The organism is Paenarthrobacter sp. NPDC018779, assembly GCF_044391085.1.
Classification (GTDB): domain Bacteria; phylum Actinomycetota; class Actinomycetes; order Actinomycetales; family Micrococcaceae; genus Arthrobacter.
This window is the reverse complement of sequence record NZ_JBIRZS010000014.1, coordinates 1-18,271: the sequence shown is the minus strand read 5'-3', so window position 1 is coordinate 18,271 and position 18,271 is coordinate 1. Positions and strand designations below refer to the sequence as shown.

19 protein-coding genes are annotated in these 18,271 nt (G+C 63.1%); 7 read left to right on the top strand and 12 right to left on the bottom strand.

Annotated elements, in window-relative coordinates; genetic code table 11:
• Nucleotides 1-218: 218 nt before the first annotated feature.
• The gene (locus ACH488_RS14630) at nucleotides 219-863 is read left to right on the top strand and encodes a hypothetical protein (protein WP_397325277.1); all 645 of its coding nucleotides are present in this window, start codon (nucleotides 219-221) and stop codon (nucleotides 861-863) included.
• 120 nt (nucleotides 864-983) lie between these two features.
• Here the strand turns inward: ACH488_RS14630 and ACH488_RS14625 are convergent, their stop codons facing one another.
• The 3 genes from ACH488_RS14625 to ACH488_RS14615 form a co-directional block, all read right to left on the bottom strand.
• Complete coding sequence (locus ACH488_RS14625; protein WP_397325275.1) at nucleotides 984-1,226, bottom strand: hypothetical protein; 243 nt, start codon at nucleotides 1,224-1,226, stop codon at nucleotides 984-986.
• A gap of 505 nt (nucleotides 1,227-1,731) precedes the next feature.
• Nucleotides 1,732-2,292, bottom strand: a complete 561-nt coding sequence (locus tag ACH488_RS14620; RefSeq protein WP_397325273.1) for a GrpB family protein — start codon at nucleotides 2,290-2,292, stop codon at nucleotides 1,732-1,734.
• A 173-nt stretch (nucleotides 2,293-2,465) separates the two neighbouring features.
• Nucleotides 2,466-2,690 carry a hypothetical protein gene (locus tag ACH488_RS14615; protein WP_397325272.1) on the bottom strand — a complete coding sequence of 75 codons (225 nt, stop codon included), beginning with the start codon at nucleotides 2,688-2,690 and terminating at the stop codon, nucleotides 2,466-2,468.
• Nucleotides 2,691-2,864: 174 nt separating this feature from the next.
• On the opposite strand from ACH488_RS14615, the gene ACH488_RS14610 reads away from it, so the two are divergent.
• From ACH488_RS14610 to helR, 3 genes are all read left to right on the top strand, one after another.
• Complete coding sequence (locus ACH488_RS14610) at nucleotides 2,865-3,326, top strand: DUF1648 domain-containing protein (protein WP_397325270.1); 462 nt, start codon at nucleotides 2,865-2,867, stop codon at nucleotides 3,324-3,326.
• Nucleotides 3,327-3,343: 17 nt separating this feature from the next.
• Entirely contained in the window at nucleotides 3,344-3,607 is a 264-nt protein-coding gene (locus ACH488_RS14605; protein WP_397325269.1) for a DUF5808 domain-containing protein, read from the top strand.
• 345 nt (nucleotides 3,608-3,952) lie between these two features.
• Nucleotides 3,953-6,100, top strand: coding sequence for an RNA polymerase recycling motor ATPase HelR (gene helR / locus ACH488_RS14600; RefSeq protein ID WP_397325268.1), 2,148 nt, complete (start codon nucleotides 3,953-3,955; stop codon nucleotides 6,098-6,100).
• A gap of 37 nt (nucleotides 6,101-6,137) precedes the next feature.
• On the opposite strand, the gene ACH488_RS14595 is transcribed toward helR, so the two are convergent.
• A complete protein-coding gene (locus ACH488_RS14595) occupies nucleotides 6,138-6,590 on the bottom strand; it encodes an SRPBCC domain-containing protein (protein ID WP_397325266.1) in 453 nt (150 codons plus the stop codon).
• Nucleotides 6,591-6,719: 129 nt separating this feature from the next.
• Between ACH488_RS14595 and ACH488_RS14590 the strand changes: the two genes are divergently transcribed.
• Nucleotides 6,720-6,965 carry a hypothetical protein gene (locus ACH488_RS14590; protein ID WP_397325264.1) on the top strand — a complete coding sequence of 82 codons (246 nt, stop codon included), beginning with the start codon at nucleotides 6,720-6,722 and terminating at the stop codon, nucleotides 6,963-6,965.
• Here ACH488_RS14590 and ACH488_RS14585 read toward each other — a convergent pair.
• Nucleotides 6,962-8,326 carry an MFS transporter gene (locus ACH488_RS14585; RefSeq protein WP_397325263.1) on the bottom strand — a complete coding sequence of 455 codons (1,365 nt, stop codon included), beginning with the start codon at nucleotides 8,324-8,326 and terminating at the stop codon, nucleotides 6,962-6,964. The two genes, ACH488_RS14590 and ACH488_RS14585, sit on opposite strands and share 4 nt — an antisense overlap.
• A 161-nt stretch (nucleotides 8,327-8,487) precedes the next feature.
• A complete protein-coding gene (locus tag ACH488_RS14580; RefSeq protein WP_397325261.1) occupies nucleotides 8,488-9,225 on the bottom strand; it encodes an ANTAR domain-containing protein in 738 nt (245 codons plus the stop codon).
• A 271-nt stretch (nucleotides 9,226-9,496) separates the two neighbouring features.
• Between ACH488_RS14580 and ACH488_RS14575 the strand changes: the two genes are divergently transcribed.
• Complete coding sequence (locus ACH488_RS14575) at nucleotides 9,497-9,919, top strand: hypothetical protein (RefSeq protein ID WP_397325259.1); 423 nt, start codon at nucleotides 9,497-9,499, stop codon at nucleotides 9,917-9,919.
• A 106-nt stretch (nucleotides 9,920-10,025) separates the two neighbouring features.
• On the opposite strand, the gene ACH488_RS14570 is transcribed toward ACH488_RS14575, so the two are convergent.
• The 6 genes from ACH488_RS14570 to ACH488_RS14545 form a co-directional block, all read right to left on the bottom strand.
• Nucleotides 10,026-11,264, bottom strand: coding sequence for a type II toxin-antitoxin system HipA family toxin (locus ACH488_RS14570; RefSeq protein WP_397325258.1), 1,239 nt, complete (start codon nucleotides 11,262-11,264; stop codon nucleotides 10,026-10,028).
• Entirely contained in the window at nucleotides 11,261-11,518 is a 258-nt protein-coding gene (locus ACH488_RS14565) for a helix-turn-helix transcriptional regulator (RefSeq protein ID WP_397325256.1), read from the bottom strand. Before ACH488_RS14565 ends, ACH488_RS14570 begins: the two co-directional genes overlap by 4 nt.
• A gap of 84 nt (nucleotides 11,519-11,602) precedes the next feature.
• Nucleotides 11,603-12,628, bottom strand: coding sequence for a LacI family DNA-binding transcriptional regulator (locus tag ACH488_RS14560; protein ID WP_397325254.1), 1,026 nt, complete (start codon nucleotides 12,626-12,628; stop codon nucleotides 11,603-11,605).
• Between the two features lie 13 nt (nucleotides 12,629-12,641).
• Nucleotides 12,642-13,370: a cupin domain-containing protein gene (locus tag ACH488_RS14555; RefSeq protein ID WP_397325253.1), complete on the bottom strand. Its 729-nt coding sequence runs from the start codon at nucleotides 13,368-13,370 to the stop codon at nucleotides 12,642-12,644.
• A 29-nt stretch (nucleotides 13,371-13,399) separates the two neighbouring features.
• Nucleotides 13,400-14,359, bottom strand: coding sequence for a PmoA family protein (locus ACH488_RS14550; RefSeq protein WP_397325251.1), 960 nt, complete (start codon nucleotides 14,357-14,359; stop codon nucleotides 13,400-13,402).
• Between the two features lie 13 nt (nucleotides 14,360-14,372).
• Nucleotides 14,373-15,479 (bottom strand): Gfo/Idh/MocA family protein, encoded by a 1,107-nt coding sequence (locus tag ACH488_RS14545; protein WP_397325249.1) that lies wholly within the window; start codon nucleotides 15,477-15,479, stop codon nucleotides 14,373-14,375.
• Nucleotides 15,480-15,691: 212 nt separating this feature from the next.
• Between ACH488_RS14545 and ACH488_RS14540 the strand changes: the two genes are divergently transcribed.
• Complete coding sequence (locus tag ACH488_RS14540; protein ID WP_397325248.1) at nucleotides 15,692-18,034, top strand: glycoside hydrolase family 3 N-terminal domain-containing protein; 2,343 nt, start codon at nucleotides 15,692-15,694, stop codon at nucleotides 18,032-18,034.
• The last annotated feature ends 237 nt before the right edge of the window (nucleotides 18,035-18,271 follow it).

Sequence of the window (18,271 nt, the reverse complement as noted above, 5' to 3'; positions counted from 1 at the left end):
GGAAGGAGCGTAGGCGTAACGATGTCGGGAGCGCTTGGATCCTGATCACCCAAGACACCATTCTTAGGGCAACTGTGGCCACCGAGCCTCCGGTTCCTGTGTGGGAAGGAAGCAGTCTTCGGCGGACGCTTCTGATGAGGCGCGTAATAGCCCTCCTGGTCATCGGAACCGTCACAGCGCTGCTCGGTTGGTCCGTCATTGTGGGAGTCAGGCACGCCATGGACGAATACACGACTGTTGAGGCGAGAGTGACCAAGCAGGAGGACACCTCATCCCGTCGTTCGGCTTCGTGTCGTCTCCATGTTTCCTACGCGGTGAGTGATCAGCAGTTGCATGGCGTCGCTGGAGTCAACGCCGGCTGCGGCACCTTGCCAGGAGTCGGCTTTCCTGTGGCTTTGAACGTCTCAACGTCCGATCCACTCGACATCTGGGTGGACGGAGCTGACGACTCGAATCACCCGGATCCCGTTGTCTTTGGCGCACTACTCCCGTTCGCCGCTTTGGCCTGCTTGTTGTGTTTTTGGGGCGATCTCACGGACTTTGGCCGGACTCGAAAGCTGCTAGCCTCAGGCGCTCAGTGGAGGACTGTGCAGGCCACGGTCACTGGGAAGGCTGGCAACGGAAGCGCCCTTGCGGTTCACTTGGAGGCTGAAGATGTCGACGGGAGGCCACGATCCTTCAGCATCGTGTACCGCTTTTTCAACCCCATCGGACCTGTGCGCAAAGGCGACACCGTGGAGTTGACACTGCTGGCCGATGGACGCTTGCAGGCACTCCTTTGGCGACCGGATCAACAGCGTATCCGGCTCATCCACGTCGCCCAACCGCCGGCGAGACACTATCTGGCAGAGCAGCAGACGTAGATCGCAAGGCAGGGAACCCATGGAAGCCCGTTTCGATGGCTCGCTGCGCATTAGACGACTCCTATCGTCTAAGAAGCAGCCGAGCATCTAAACGGCGGCCTTGGGTTGTCGACTGGTGCTTCACGCTACCTCTAACGACAGCCCATCCGGGTTTGAGTTCCGCTCGTCTGAAGTGCGATACATGAGCCCACTACGTTCGCTGTCACGGACGAAACCAAGGCGCTTCAAGACCTCCACCTGGGATTCAGCCGCGGTGCACACCAAGGCCGCCGAGGCGGCGCCCGTCTCTGGAACCAGGCTGCGCAGGGTGCTTTCAAGTTCGTCGGCGGGGAGCTTCGGATCGTGGATCAAGGCGTAGAGCATCCAAACCTCCCTAGCCCCCTTCCATTTTTTCCATACGCGAAGACTTGGGAGGACGCCTCGTGTTCGGTGGATCCTGCGCGATGGCAGGATGGCTATGATCAAAGCTAGGACGCCCAAAGCCGTTGTGGTACCGGAAGAGCCGTGTTCAAGAGAATCGCGAGTGCGGGGCCCACTGCGACAGCAATCGTGAACCTTACCCTGAACATCCTTCGGAAGTCGCTGGCCGTCCCGGCAATGACCGTGACCGGACCGCGGCGGAGAACCAGACCAGCGAGCGAGGCGACCCACACGACATAGGCCATGGATCCGACAGTGCTTGTCCGCTCCCTAGGTGTTCGGTCGCCGAGTGATGCGTAGACCTTAGCGGCTTTCCTCGCCTGACTCGGACCAACCTTGACCCACTCATCCACTGCTGATGCCACGACCGTGCCCGTCCCTTGCCAGTACTTCGAAGTTGTTAGTGTGCCGAGGCTGCGACAAGCCCCCTGAAGCTTACATCCAGGGGCTAAGTGCGGCTGGCGCGTACGCGTGCCTTGATCGCTGAGATCACGCCGGTCTTGGCGTCAGCGTAGGCATTCATGTCAGCCCACGATTGACTCAGCAGGGCACGCTTGGTCTCTTCATAGAGAGCCCGATCACCTGGGTCTGTGCGAAGGCGGTTGCGGAAAAGGAGGTAGTCATCAACGGCAGGATCACCCGCCTCAAGAAGATGTACATGTACGTCCCTCGACGGTGTTCGCACCATACGATGCCCCGGTTCCCGGACGCGGAGCTCATAGCCGGCGGCCACAAGTGCGTCGAGGTACTCTTCCTCCGCCGTGATTTCACGGACCGTGACGAGAATGTCGATGATGGGCTTAGCGGCCAGGCCGGGGACAGACGTAGAACCAATGTGCTCTAACTCGATGGCATGCTTCCCGAGGGCGGCCTTGATACGGCGTTCGTGGTCGGCGTATTTGGCGGGCCATTGGTCGTCGTACGTCTTCAGTTCAAGGTGTCGCTTTTCAACCCCGCCTATGAGCTCGACTTCAACCACGTCGGGGCGTCGGGGCTTGTCGTTTTCCATCACGTGAATATCTTGCCACCCTCACTTAGCTGGCAGACCAGGCACCTGGATGGCTCGCACCCAGCGCGGAGGGCTCCGATTCGACGACTTGCTGCGTGTTAGACGTCGCCTGCCATCTAACGTGCAGCCACGCGTCTAACTGGCGGATTCATCCTGGACTTGAAACTGAATACTCAGCCTTCGTCGTCCTGTGCAGCACGCTCACGAATCGCACGCCGGTCATCCCAAAACCGTGAACCACCCATGGTCCCGACGATCAAACCAACCACCAGTCCGACACCAACCACCAGCGGACTGGGGGTCTTTCCGCCCACCAGCCAAGCAGTGGCCCAGGCGCCGGGTGCAGCAAGGAGTACTGCCACCGTCGTGACAAGAAATACGAACACCGGCTTCTTCAAGAGCTGTCCTTCTCCAGCTACATCCGCGGAATGGGCCTCAGCATAGGACTGCAGATGCGCTGACGCGTTTAGTTGGCTGACAAGCATCAGCCTGCATAAGAGTACAAGTGCAGGAGCCGCAGCGAGGAATAGACCCGTTATCCGTTGATCCCACCTGGGACTAGGCTGGCCCTCGTGACTGGCGCAACTGAAACTGTCATCAAGCGTGGACGCGGCCCGCTCTGGCTGCTGCATCTCGCAGCGGGCATCATCGTACTGGCCTGCTTCGTCTACGGGGTCCGCATCTTTGAGTCGCTGCCCGAGGTTGTTGCCACCCACTGGGGGCCAGGTGGACGTCCCGATGATTGGTCCCCGAAGACCTTCGGCTCGGTCTTCTTTCCACTCCTGACGGCCGCCGGAGTCATCGCGCTTCTGGCGATCGTCGCGGCCGCGGTGCCCAAGATGGTACGTCCGGACAAGGAACCGAGCCCTTGGGAGTTTTATCACCGGGAAGGACTGATCCGCGGCACCATCGCGGCCCTGGGCGGCACCTCGTTCCTGATAGCCATCGTGTTCGCATACTTTGCCTTGGCAGGATGGCAGATCATGTTTCTTCGTGGCCGGCCCTTCTACTCATTGCACTTGTTCTTGGCGTGATCCCGGTTTCTTACACCATGGCTTCACGCCGGGCGCGCCGGACCGCACTGGCTCAGGGGATTCACCCCACAGCGGCCGAGGAGGAAGAAGACAAGCTCTGGATCGCGGGCATCCTCTACAACAATCCGGACGACCCGCACATCCTTGTCCCCAAACGACCCGGCACAGGCATCGGCCTGACAGTGAATGTGGGCAATCGCAAAGGACGTGCCGTCATGGTCATCCTCCTGATCGTCCTGGTGATCGGCCCATTGCTACTCGCAACCATCGCGTCGCTGTAAGAAAGCCACACAGTTCCGACGGCCCACCCACATGACTGCCTAAGGACCCCGGTTCGATGGCTCCCTGTGCATTAGACGATTCCTGCCGTCTAACACGCAGCCATGCGTCTAAAGGGGGAGCGAGGGCGGGTTCGGCCGATTCGATGGCTTGCTGCCCAGTCGATGGTTCGCACGGCACAGTGGGCAGCTAAGCATCGAAATGGCGGCGGAACGGGCCCGAGAGAAGGGCACAAAAAAGAGGAGAACACCTCTCCTCACTTTCAATCTATACGGCACAGGGGGCCTTGCCGCAAGGCCCAGGGGTTCCTGCACAATTGAGAGCCGAATCCGGACCAAGGAGCTCCCATGCCACTCGCAACCAGTGCCTTCAACCTGCCCGAGCACCTATCCCCCAAAGCCAACCCAGCCCTCGTCGCCCAGGACGAACAGCACTTCGCAGCCATCGCCGCCAGCCTGGAACAAACCATTGCCGACCTCGAAGAGCAACTGGAAACCATCAAAAGAGCCCCCAGCCGCCTTGGCCAGGAAGCCGTAGAGAAGGACGTCGAAACCCGCCGGCTCACGGGCAGGCTCAAGGCACTGAAAGCGTACGGCTTGGACCTGTGCCTGGGCCGCGTCACCACAGCCGGGAACGCAGAACCCCTCTACATCGGCCGCCTCGGCCTGACGGACAGCGACGGCCAACGCCTCCTCATCGACTGGCGCTCCCCCGCTGCCGAGCCTTTCTTCGGCGCCACCCACGCCAACCCGATGGGCTTGGCCGGCCGTCGCCGCTACCGGTGGACCCGTGGCCGGATCACGGACTACTGGGACGAATCCTTTGGCCAAGAACCAACAGAGAGCACAGCAGCACTTGAGGACCTCTCCGCCTTCATCGCCAGCCTGGGCTCCAGTCGCTCGGCCAAGATGCGGGATGTGCTCGGCACTATCCAAGCGGACCAGGACGCCATCATCCGGGCTTCGTCCCGTGGTGCGTTGGTGGTCGACGGCGGTCCGGGTACCGGTAAGACCGTGGTCGCGTTGCACCGTGCCGCCTACCTGCTCTACTCCGATCCCCGGCTGGGGCATCGCCGCGGCGGGGTCCTGTTCATCGGACCGCACCGCCCCTACCTGAACTACGTGGCGGATGTCCTTCCGAGCCTGGGAGAGGAGGGCGTGCAGACGTGCACCATCCGGGACCTGGTTCCCGAAGGAGCCGCCGCGGCTCCCGAGCCGGATGCCGCCGTCGTACGCCTTAAAACGAGAGCAGACATGGTCAAAGCCGTTAAAAAAGCGGTCCGGTTCTACGAGCAGCCGCCCACGGAAGGCATGGAGGTGGAGACGCCGTGGGCGGATGTGTGGCTCAGCGCGGAAGACTGGGCCGAGGCCTTCAACGCGCCAAGCCCCGGCACCCCGCACAACGAGGCCCGCGGGGAGGTCTGGGACGAGCTGGTGACCATCCTGCTGGATAAGTTCGACACCGACGAAGTACCCGAGGAGCTCCTCCGAAGGGCCTTCGCGCAGAACGCAGAGCTGACGCAAAGGTTCACCAAGGCCTGGCCGCTGCTGGACTATGCGGATTTGGTGACCGATCTCTGGCGCGTCCCGGCCTTCACGAAACTGTGCGCTCCGTGGCTCACCGATCAACAAGTCAGGACGCTACAGAGAACCAACCCCACAGCCTGGACCATCCCCGACCTCCCGCTCCTGGACGCAGCCCGGCAGCGGCTCGGCGACCCTGAGACCGCGAAGAACCAGCGACGCCAACAAGCCGAGGCAGCAGCGGAGAAGGAACTGATGGACCGCGTGGTGGAGGACCTCATCGCCGCCGACGACTCCGAGCTCATGGTCATGTCCATGCTCCGCGGCGAGGACATGCTGGAGAAACTCGTCGAGGATGTACCCGTCGCCGACCCCGATGTGTTGGCCGGCCCGTTCGCGCACATCGTGGTGGACGAGGCGCAGGAACTCACGGACGCGGAGTGGCAGATGCTGCTGCAGCGCTGCCCTTCGCGGAGCTTCACGGTGGTTGGCGACCGCGCCCAGGCCCGGCACGGATTCGTCGAGTCCTGGCAGGAGCGGTTGGAACGCGTGGGGCTGGGGACCATCCACCAGACCAGCCTGACCATCAACTACCGCACTCCCGAGGAAGTCATTGCCGAGGCTGAGCCCATGATCCGGGCCGCACTCCCCGACGCCAACGTGCCCACGTCCATCCGCAGCGGCCCGCCGGTGCGGCACGGCAACGTGGACGATCTTGAGAAGATTCTCACCGATTGGCTTGCAGCCAACGCGGACGGCGTCGCTTGCGTCATAGCCACGCACGACGCCGGTCTGGGCTCGCTCCCAGCGTCGCCACGCATCCGTGTCCTGTCACCGGAACTGGTGAAGGGGCTGGAGTTCGATCTTGTGGTCCTCGTGGAGCCGGACGGATTCGGCGACGGCATCGAGGGTGCCGTGGACCGCTATGTGGCCATGACGAGGGCAACGCAGCAGTTGGTCGTCCTGAGGTGACGCGGCCCGCGGAACCCCCGCTGCCGACGTCGTTTATTCAGCTGGCTTTCTCCGCTGCCGTCTTCAGGTCGGCCGCGAACTGCTCAAAGCTCGCGTCGAAGGACGGGATCTTGCTGGCAAACAACGGGAAGATGGGGCCACCGATGCGCTCGTTCATGTCGAAGCGCGTGCCTCCGTTCGTTTCCGTGAGCGTGTACACGCGGGTGCCCAGGGCGTCACCCCAGGAGAGGCGTCGGGCGGGTTCAAACTCCTTGACTTTGAGCTTGAAGGTCCGGCTCGAATCCAGCGTTGAGACGAGCCGGATGGTGGAGCCGGGCGTGATCTCACCCTCCAGCGAGACCACCGTGGAGTTCCACTTGGGGTAGTCACTTGCCGTGGTCAGCAAGCTCCAAACCTTGGCCGGGGTCGCATTGATGGTGGCGGACACTTGCGTGGTCCGGCTGAACGTCTTGCTGACGGTGCTGGCCTTGATGGCTGAGTCGTTGGACATATTCCAGATGCTACATTCAGGCAATCCCCAGCGCTCCCCTGCGGGCTCCCATTTTTGAACTGTGCCGTCATGAACTACGGGGCCTCGCCACTGACTTGAAAAGGCTCACGCACAAAAGAGGGATGACTCATGACTGGAACGCAGGAACCCCGGGCTGCCATGGAACCGGGTATTGGCTGGGTTGTGGCTACGGACTGGACCGGGCTCAGGGGACGGAACGTGGAAGTGTACGATCACGGGCAGTTCGTGGACCGCGGCAAGGTGGAGTCCGTGACGCCGAGCGGGCACATTCTGTGGCTCGCCTTCCAAGGGAACATTCCGCGGCGCATCATCGAGAAACTTCCCGAGGTGAGCATCCGGATCATCTCGGACTAGGCCGCCGGTTTCCGCCACATCACGGACAGCACGATCACCACGGCGCTCAGCGCGAGCATCACCAGGACCATCAAACCCCAGTTGGCTTGGTTCACACCGGGTCCGTAGAACACACCGATCAGCACGGTGGCCGTGATGGCGCCCAAGTACCGGCAGGTCTGGAAGATTCCGGCCGCCACGCCGCGTTCCTCGGGCCGTGCCGAGACGTACAGGCCTTGGTTGGAGGCCGTGCTCACGGCACCGTACGGCACACCCATAGCGGCGGTCAGGACCAGCACCAGCGGTGGCCAGAGGGACAAGGTCAGCAGGCCAAGCGCCGCGGACGCACCGGTGAGCACCAGCACCCCGGTGATCAGCACGGCCCGGACGCCGAACCGCTCGATCAGCCGGACGGTCAGCGGCGTCACCAAAACGGACATCGACGCAAGGGGAAGCATGAGCAGGCCTACGAGTCCGGCGTCGTAATTCCCTGCTTCCTGGAGCAACTGCGGAAGGCCGAAGAACGCAAAGTAGTAGACCCCGCTGAACACCACGAACACCAGGTAGATGAACAGGAGTGGGCGGTTCCTGCCCAGCAGGCGGAGGTCCAGGAACGGCGGGTTGAAGCGGAGTTCCCGCCACGCGAAGAGCGCGCCGATCACCACGGCAGCGCCCAGCAGGTACCAACGGAAATCGGGCAACACGTTCAGCAGCGCCATCATGGCCAGCATCAGGGAGACCACGAACGCGAGGATGCCCGGGATGTCCGAATCGCGAATGAGTTTGCCGAGCGAGCCGGTCTCCCGTCCGGCGTCGGCGGGCGCGGTCCGCTGCACCACCAGCAAGGCGATCAGCGCCAGCGGCACGTTGATGACGAACAGTGCCTGCCAATCGAACAGGCTCACCAGCAGGCCACCCACCACGGGCCCCACGGCGGCAGCGGACGTGTTGGCCATCTGGATCCGCCCGAGTGGTCGGGTGGTCGGCACGTTGGCAAGGCGGCTGAGGTCGGTAACCATCACGACGGCGGACGGATACGCCGTGGCTGTGCCCACAGCCATCAGGGCCCGGGCAACGCAGACCAAGGCGAAGTTCGGCAGGAAGGGCGCGATGGCGCACGTCACCGCCACGAGGGCCATGCCGAAAGTGAACAAGCGGCGTGGACCAAAGCGATCAGCGAAACGGCCCATGAGCGGCTGGCCGGCAGCAGACGCGAGGTAGAAGGCGGTGATCACCCAGGTGACCGTGGCGACGTCGAGCGCGAAGTCCTCCCGCAACACCACCAGGGCCACCGCGATCATCGACGAATTCAGCGGATTCAGCGCGGTACCGATGCTGAGCGCGGCGATGGCCAGGCCGGGTCGGGAGTTTCTGTTGGTCACCTACCCCAGTCTGGTACATGGTTGCTTCGGGTCACGAAACGAGGCCGCTGGGTGGGACGTTGGCGGGACGCCCCAGATCCGGATTCTTCGGTCGAGGCCACACGGGAGCTTGTCCGCAATGCCGTGAAGCTCGTGTAGGAGGGTGCGCCGTGACGCGACTCTTACTCCTCGAAGTGCGTCGTGACCTTGCCTGATGAGACGGCGGCGATGATCGACTGTGCCAGGTGACGCAGCTTGATGTTCCGGTTGCTTGAGGCCGTCCGGAGGATCGTGAAGGCTTCCTCCTGGCTGCAGTGGTTCTGCGCCATGATCGCTCCCACTGCAAGGTCGATGATCGTGCGGGACTGCATGGCCGCGGTGAGATCGTTGCGGGCGTCACTGAGCTGCGCGATCTTAAGGGCCAGGCGAAGCGACTTGGAGGCGTGCGAGGCGAAGACTTCGGCGCGCTCAACATCCGCGTCGCTGAAAGCATGTGCTCGCTCGGAGTAAAGATTGAGCGCGGCCCGGGTGTCCCCTTCAACCACAAGTGGAACGCTGAGGACGGACCGCAGGCCTTGTCCGGCTGCGGCCTCCACATACTCCGGCCAGCGAACTTCGCGGACCAGATCCGGAACCAAAACAGAGCCCATACTGTCCATCGCGGTCAGGCAGGGACCTTCATGGGTGTTTTGGAGTTCATCCAGGATTCGGGCTCGTTCATCACTGCTGGCGGCAGTGGCGGCGCGCTTCTTGCGCAAGACAGTGATCCCACAGAAAACGGGAGCATCGGAGAGCGAGAGACTTTCGGACGAGAAAGCGGCCAAGTCCGTCAGAAACGCCTCGACATCTTCGCTACCCAGGACAAGATCCAGAAAGTAACCATTCTGGAGAGCTTCCTGCTCGGGGCGGGGGTTGACCATGTGACGTGTTCCTACTGACTGAAAAGCGTCCCTGGCCTACAGCAAAGGAGCGGAGATTGCCGCCCTCTGCAAAACGGTCTGAAGATACCTTATCGTCCAACGATCACCGGTACAAAGTGCGCCACGGCAAGCGCTGACCTGCGGTTTTGTGAAGAGATCAAACGGCATTCTGTCAACTCCTTACGGCTGTCGCATCCACCAATAACTAAGTATGCTTACCATTATAGTTCCGGTCCGCCACACACACCATCGATCGAAAAGGAGTCATCGCATGGGCATCGAAGACAGCATCCACAAGGCAGCAGAGAACGCAATGGAGGACCTGGCCGGCACGTCCGATCCAGTGGACAAGGGCCAGGTCCCCGATCCCAACGAGAAGGCTGACGACATCCACGTGCACTCCTCCATCAGCGAGGGATCCAATGCCATGGACTCGGACGTACCCGGCGAGCAGGAGGATGACCGCTCCTTCGCCGTGGACGGACACGGTGAGGCGCACGAAGAACACACCCACCACGACTCGGGCGTGACAGACAGCGACATCAACCAGGACCGCGAAGGCGACCAAGACATCCCCACGGCTTCGGGAGACGTCCCCGGACCGGCCGGCCTGCCGGAAGGTGACCCGGACGCACTCCGGGCAGACCCCTCAGAGGGCGGCGAGGATCCGTCGACTTCGATGGGCCGGGGCTAAGGCTAGTGGGCGAACCGTCCTGACCCACTTCCACAAACGAACGGCCACTTTGCAACCTGCTGCAGTTGCGAAGTGGCCGTTCTTCCGGCAAAGAAGGTCGGGAAGGTCACGCCCGTCGGGCAGTCTTTCCGGCGAGTAGGTCGCTTGCACGGGCAGCAACCAAATCCGGAAGCATGGCAATCTCCGATGCAGCACTGACATCCACCTCCATGGCCGACTCCAGCGTCGCTTCTACAGCAGCTTGAGCCTCCCCAGGATCAGTACCCCAAGACGCGGCCTCCCGAACCAGGTGATCAGTTGTTAGGTAATTGAGCCTCGCCTGCCCGGCAATCGCGTGACCCGCGTTTGAGCTCCTGGAGTACAGCAGGAGTGTGGGCGCCGCATCATAGATGGGAGCCAGCGAGACCGCCCCGCTTTCACCAAGCAGTATCGAGTAATTCTTCGAGTGAGCATCGCCGTTACCGATGAGGAGATTGAACGTCACCCACTTCAAGAGCTCCAAGCGGAAAGCGTCGACGTTCCTCGCATGTGGTCCGGCGGCCTCGACGACTCGAGCCAGCCTGGAAGGCGTACTGACCGACTGATCGTATTTCGCGGCCGACGGCAGCCCAAGTAACTGAGTAAAGTCCTCTTGGTGGATCCGGGCGCCATCCGTGTTCCGGTCATACCGCTGGACTACAAGCGCCAGCCTCGACCCAAAGACCTCCAGCTCGGTCCTTGCCGACCTTAGACCAATAGCCGAAGCCAGCCTCAGAGCCCAGTCTTCCGATGCGAGCAAATGGGGAATCGGCGAATCCAACGGATCCGGCTTAATGATGTGCGTTGAGGCGGCTCCAGCGGCTGGCCAGTACCAGCGATCGCCCCGCCGAGTGAGAAGTAGTTTGGACTGGACGCCGCCCAGGGAGGTTGTGATGGCAAAGTCGTCAGGGAGGTCCCACGTTGGAAGCGACTCGACGACCGTCACGACTTCCGCTTCCGACATTTCGAGCAGTTCGCCCCCGCCGGCGGGATCAACGCCTTCAGGCAACACCTGGACGGCTCCGGCACAGTCAGCGCCTATCGCTGCCAAGAGGGCTTTGATGTCAGTGACGGAGCTATTGCTCTGGGACGCTATCTGCGCTCGGACCTGCCCTTCAGGCAGGAGCCCATCGAAGAAGTTATAGACCTCCGGCCCGGAAAGAACCCCGCGACGCAGCGGCAAGGAAAGGGAGAGCAGCGCCGCGCCCGAGCCATACTCAGCAACCACATCTGTCAGGTATTCCAGTTTCGGACGTAAGGACGTACCCGTGAGCCACGCAATGTGCCGTCCATGCAGCCAAACAGCAAGCCGCTTGGGGGCCTTCATCGCTTAACATCCAACCTGGAAAAACGCGGTATGAGGGCCACGTCCCGCTCGAGAGCCTTGGCAGCGGCCATCGCGGTCTCCAAGGCGACATTCTCCCCTCGTTCGAGTCGCACGATGGTGTGACGACTGGCCCGAATCATGGCTCCGAGTTCTTGCTGGGTCAGTCCACGTTCCTGGCGAGCGCTTCTCAACGCAGCCCCGAAGGACCTGGCGTCGAAGGCCCGAAAGAAGACGGTCTCGTCCGAATGTTGCACATCTTCACCATATCAATGAAATGTCCAAATGTCGCAGATCATGAACATTTCGACAAAAAGCTCAAAAGTTCATGATCTGCTACATCAAGGCGACTGGGGAGCCGTTGTCGACCCCCGCACCACCAGCTCGGTGCCAAGTTCGATCCGTTGAGGCAGTTCCTCGTCGCCCTCGAGATGCCGGAGCAGCGCCCGCATGGCCGTTTCTGCCATCTGGACCACGGGCTGCCGGATTGTGGTGAGGCCGGGCTCGATCCATTCAGCCGCGGGGATGTCGTCAAAGCCAATGATGGACAGGTCCTCCGGTATCCGCAGCCCCGCAGATCGCGCGGCCCGGTAGGCACCCAAAGCCTGGGCATCATTGCCGGTAAAGATCGCAGTGGGCCGCTCCTTCAAGGACAGCAACGCCCCAGTACCACGCTCCCCCGACTCAATGGAGAAATCTCCCGGCACCATCAGGGACGAATCAGCTTCCACACCCCCACGCCTGAGTGCCGCCAAGTACCCATCTTCGCGGGCGCCGCTGCACTGCAAATCCTCGCGTCCGCCGATCATGCCGATCCGCCGGTGGCCCAGCTTCAACAAGTGCTCGGTGGCCGAGAACGCGCCGTCCCAGTTGGCAGCACCCACCGTCATAAGTTCAGGACCGGGCTGGCCAACGGGATCGATCAGGATCACGGGAATACCCAGCGACTTGATGCGCTGGATCTGCTTCGGGTCCAGTTCGTAAACCGCCAGCAGGACGCCGTCGGACTTTCGCTCGGCGAGGTTCGCCAACCACGGGCGGATGCGCGAGCCGTCCAGGGAGAGGCTGCTGACCACGGTGCCGTAGCCTGCTTCCTGGGCTACGCGTTCCACGCCCTCAATGATTTCGCAGGCCCACTCCGAACCCATGCCCGGGAACACCAGGTCTACAAGCCCGGCCTTCTTGCTTCGTTTGGCGGGCCTGCGGGCGTAGTCGCGTTTGGCGATGATTTCCTCGACCCTGGCGCGCGTGGCGGCCGCTACATGGGCGTGGCCGTTGAGGACCTTGGAAACCGTGGGCACGGACACCCCGGCTTCACGGGCGATCTCGCTGATGGTCGCCCGTCCCGAGTCCTGCTTGGTCACCATGAAGCTACCCCTTTCAGCCGGAAACCACCGTCCCGGCACCAACAGTTTCGGAAAGTTCCCAGGCCTGGATTCGGCCGCACATGCCGTAGATCCTGCGGGATTTCCGTTCGCCCATCGTAGTCCTTGCTTCCTGCAGGTAGAAAGTTTCCATGGACTCCAGTGAAGCCAAGTGGCCAGCTGTCACTTCCGCCTGCCTGGCAGCTCCGTCCGCAAGATAACCGCGCCACAGCTCAGTCCGGTCCCGCACCAAGTTCGCGGCGGCCGCATGGAAGTCAGCGAGCGCCGCCACCCCCGCCTCCTGGACGGCGGCTTTCAGCTCCAGATACCCCGCCAACGCCAGATCACGACGACGGCGCGCGGCCGCCTCCGCGAACGCCTCACCGCCGTCGGCGTCCCTGGACGGAAGGTGGGCGGCCCGTGCGTAGGCGTCGATACTCATCAGATGTTCAGGCGGAAACGTCATGACGGCGTCGCCGTTTTCGGGCAACCCCGCATTCTGCATGACCACGAGCACGCGCAGGTCGCCGGAGTCGTTGATGGCGCGGTGCACGGTGCCGGGCGTGAACCACACCACCGTTCCCGGTTCCAGGGGCGTGGACGTAAATCCGCGCGAGTCCAAAGTTTCCAAGCGTCCAGTCCCCTGCTGAACCACGTAGGCCTCGGTGGAGGCTGTGTGCAGGTGCGGCGAACCTCCTGCTGCGCCGTCAGCCCCGGGCCACGAATAGATGCTGACTTCAGACACCGCCGTGGCGCCCGGGAACGACGTGCACACTAAGCCCAGGCCTCCAATGCCACCGCCGCTGCGTCCGCCAGCGCGGCAGCCGCACCGGCGTCCACGTCGCCATCGGAAATCACGACGGCGTACCGGTACGTGAGCGGTTCGCCCACCTTGAGCGGGACTACTTCGCTGAAGAAAGGCGCCGAACCGAGGCATGCGAACATCGACGAGCGGGCAAACCACTGGTTGGACGCACCCGGGTTGGCTTGGTCCTCGACAAAGAGGATGGTGGACTTGCGGCACGTGACATCATGCTGCCCGGTGAAGGCAATCCAAGGCGACCGGGTGCCCATAAACTCGTCGGCACCTGCACCGGCTTCGGAGCGGAACTCCCCGCCGGTGAAGGACCGGGGTCCCCTCCAGAACAGTCCGCCATAACCCGCGTTGTCCCGGCCCTCGGTGGTGGGGCTGCCGATGTTGATGTCCGCGTCGGAAGTGTTGTCCATGGTGGTTTCGAAGAGCAGCACCCAGGAGCCCGGGATCGGCAGGAGCTGTATGGCGAAGCGGCGTTGCTCGCTGATGAGCGCCCGCCCTTCGCTTCCCGGCATGGGCTGCAGGGTCCAGACCAGTGACTCTGAGGCTACGATCCCGTCCGCGGATTCCTCGATGCTCGTGAACACCTCGTGGTTCATGGCCCCGTTGTTGTCCAGGTTGGCGTAGCCGGTTTGGCGGGTGTAGGTGGCTCCGCCCCAGAAGTTGTGTTCGCCCACGTTCGGCAAGGCCCAGGACAAGCCCTTGTGCCATACGTGGTCCCACGGCCGGGAGATCGTGACGTCGTCGCCACCCAGGGTTGTGAGTGGGTGGAAGTAGGGCCGCGGGCTTTCGTACTGGTGGTCCGTGGGACGGTACGTGTAGCTCGCGATGTGCTGGAGGCCGACAGTGAAGGTGAGTGTGCGGCCATCGTCCTGGTAGCTGAGGGCGTTCGTTGTGTGGTTGGTGGCAGTGGTGGTCATGGGTTCTCCAGGCTCAGGCGTGGGCGGTGGCGGCCAGGACACGGGTACCGAGGCCATCGCCGTCCATGCCGTCGTAGAAGGGGTGGCCGGGAACAATGTCCCCTCGGCGGACAGGCTGGCCGGTGAACGCCGAGGCGTAAATCGCGGCAGCGAACTCCAGTGTTTGCCGCGCAGAGTGGGCTCCGGCTGGAAGGGGCAGTCCGGCGTCGAGCGCGTCATACATGGCAAGGAACTGGGCAGAGTGGCCGCTGCCGCGTTCCAAGGTTTCGGCTTCCCAGGCACCCGTAACGCCCGGCTCGTGACCAGGGGCGGCGGTGATGGTCCAGTCCTTGGTGCCGTAGCCGTAGAGGTGGCTGAGCTCAATGGTGGCGAACTCACAGTCGATGCGGATGTCCGAGGTCTCCCTCGGCGAGAGCAAGGAGTTGATCACGGTGGCCGTGGCACCGTTTTCGAAGCGGACCAAGGCAGCGGACAGGTCTTCGGTGGAGGTCGCCCGGGCTTGGCGCGAGGCTATCGCGACCACTTCCTCCCACGGGCCGAGCAGGTGCAGGAGAAGGTCGAACTGGTGGATGCCGTGGCCCATGGTCGGTCCGCCGCCTTCGGCCTTCCAGGTTCCACGCCACGGGAGGTCGAAGTACTCGTCGGGCCGGTACCAGAGCGTGTCGCAGCGGGCCACGAGTGGACGACCAAAGTCTGCGCCGCCGATCAGTTTGCGTGCGGCGGCCGAGGCATCGCCAAAACGGTGCTGGAAGACGCAGGAGAACTCCGCGCCGCTCTTCGCCTGGGCCGTTTCCAACCGGTCGAAGTCGGCAAGGCTCAGCGCCGGCGGCTTCTCTGAAAGCACATGGGCACCGGCTTCCAGGCACTCGATGGCTTGGTCGATGTGCATCATGGGCGGTGTGCAGAGGTGCACGATGTCCGGCTTCGCTTCGGCCAGGAGTTCCGTGAGGGTGCCGTATCGGCCGGAGATTCCGTGCTCGTCACAGAAGACATCCAACCGGGCCTCGTCGACGTCGCAGGCGGCCACCACTTGGGCGCGGTTGTCGGTGCGGGCCAGGTTGGCGGCGTGAACTGCGGCGATCCCGCCGGTTCCAACGATGGCCACTCTGTAGGTGTTCATGGGGTTCTTCCTAGGGTTTCTGTTCGGAAAGTTTCGGACGGATTGGATGAAGATACGCACACCCTGACCTCCAAGAAAATGCTCATTTATGTGCAGAAACAGCAAATTCTGGAGTAGCCGCCCAACAATCAGTCAACACTTTTGCATCTGGAAAGTAAACAGAACTTTCTGATAGTTTCTAAAAATCGCCATCACAACCCAAGGAGAACCCAGTGAGCAGCGGCGCCGCCGAACAGCAATCACTTGCCCGCGTCCCCGCCGAGGACGTTGTGGAACACCTCATCCGTGAAATGACTCTCGAAGAGAAGCTGGCCCAATTGGTGGGCGTCTGGGTGAACGCGTCCACGGATGGCGACTCCGTCGCTCCTTTGCAGAGCCAGATGGCTGGCGACCCGCGATCGTGGGAAGATGTCATTGCCAATGGGCTCGGCCAGATCACGCGCATGTACGGGACAGTTCCCGTGGAACCTGCCGAAGGCGCCAGTCGGCTCGCCGCCGCCCAGGAACAAATCATGGCCGCCTCCCGTTTCGGGATTCCCGCCCAGGTCCATGAGGAGTGCCTGGCCGGACTGGCTGCCTGGAAGGCCACGGCCTTCCCGGTCCCCCTCGCGTGGGGCGCAACGTTCAACCCCGCCTTGGTGCGCGAGATGGCACAGAGGATCGGCACGTCCATGCGTGGCCTCGGGATCCACCAAGGCCTGGCGCCCGTGCTGGATGTGGTCCGCGATCTTCGCTGGGGCCGCGTCGAAGAGACCATTGGAGAGGACCCCTACCTCGTAGGCACCCTCGCCACTGCATACGTCCAAGGCTTGGAATCCACCGGCATCGTCGCCACCCTAAAACACTTCGTGGGCTACTCCGCCTCCCGGGCCGGCCGCAACCACGCGCCGGTCTCCATGGGTCCGCGGGAACTCGCCGACGTCATGCTGCCGCCGTTTGAAATGGCCATCCGCCACGGCGGCGCACGCTCCGTGATGCACGCTTATACCGATGTCGACGGCGTACCGGCCGCCGGGAACCGATCCCTTCTCACCGGGCTGCTTCGTGAGGAATGGGGCTTCGGCGGGACGGTGGTGGCTGACTACTTTGGGGTTGCTTTCCTCAACGTGACGCATGGAGTAGCCGCCGACTCCGGCGACGCCGCGGCACTGGCGTTGACTGCCGGCGTCGACGTGGAACTTCCCACCGTCAATTGCTACGGCGGGCCGCTGCTGTCCTTGGTGCGCGACGGCAGGCTGGACGAGAAAGTAGTGGACACGGCCCTTCGCCGGGTGCTGCGCCAAAAACAAGAACAGGGGCTGCTGGCCCCGGACTTCCCGGCCGAACCTGCCGCATTGTCCGGTCCCGTTGAGCTGGATTCTGCCGAAGATCGGCAGTTGGCGAGGAAGTTGGCCGCACAATCCCTGGTCCTGCTGAGCAACCGCGCTCCTCAGCGCACTCCTGCCCTGCCGCTCTCTCCCGGAGGTTCCGTGGCGGTTGTTGGCCCCTTGGCCGACGATCCTTTCGCCATGTTGGGCTGCTACTCCTTCGACGCCCACGTGGGCGCGTCCCATCCGGAGGTGCCCATGGGCATCTCAGTGCCCTCCGTGGCCGCCGTGGCCTTGGAACGCTTCTCCTCCGTGGCGGTGTCTGTGACCGGCAACTGCGAGTCCGCCAGCGACGAGCAGATTGCCGAAGCATGTGCCGTTGCGGCGTCCGTTGACACCTGCATCGTGGTGGTTGGCGACAACGCCGGCCTGTTCGGCAGGGGTACCTCCGGCGAAGGAAACGACGCCGCCGACCTCCGTCTACCGGGCGACCAGCACCGCATGCTTGACCATGTTTTGGCGGCGTGTGCTGATTCCGGCACCCGCGCCGTGGTAGTTGTTCTCAGCGGCAGGCCCTACGCGCTGGGCGACTTCGTGGACCGCGCCGACGCGATGATCCAGGGCTTCTTCCCGGGCGAAGAAGGTGCCGCCGCCCTCTGGGACGTGCTCACCGGCGTCGTCAATCCGTCAGGAAAGCTGCCCGTCTCAGTGCCCCGGTCCCCCGGCGGCCAGCCCGGCACGTACCTCCACTCGCGCCTGGCCGGAGCTACGCAGGTCAGTGCACTTGATCCGTCACCACTGTTCGGCTTCGGGCACGGTTTGTCCTACACGGACTTTTCCCTCGCGGACCACCGCTGCAGTGCGCCCACCATGTCGACGTCGGACTCGGTCACCATCTCCTGCACGGTGACCAACACGGGATCCCTCGCAGGGGCTGAGATCGTGCAGCTCTATCTGGAAGATCCCGTGGGCGAGGTGGTCCGGCCTGTCCGCGAACTGATCGGCTACGCCAGGGTGGAGCTGGCCGCCGGGTCCTCTGCCGAAGTGGAGTTCACGGTCCATGCCGATCGCACGTCCTTCACTGGGCTGGACCTGGCACGCGTGGTGACGCCAGGGCTGGTGAAGCTGCATGTCTCGACCTCCAGCACTTCAGACGCTGCGACGCACGAGGTGGTACTGCACGGCGAGCGCCGCAAAGTGGGCTTTGAGCGGGAGATGCTGACGCCAGCGGAGCTCCGCCCGGCCTAACACCCCCTCCCCCGGACCCTCTCTCACCAAACACCCCCTTCCCCCCGGACGCTCTCTCACCAAACACCCCCTTACCCCGGACCCTCTCTCACCAAACACCCCCTTACCCCGGACCCTCTCTCACCAAACACCCCCTTCCCCCGGACGCTCGTTACCTTTTTCGTAGCCTGTTTCCTGGTGCAGGATATGGGTGTGCTGGCCTGCCGGCTCCGGCATGATTTTGACGCTCTGTCGCTT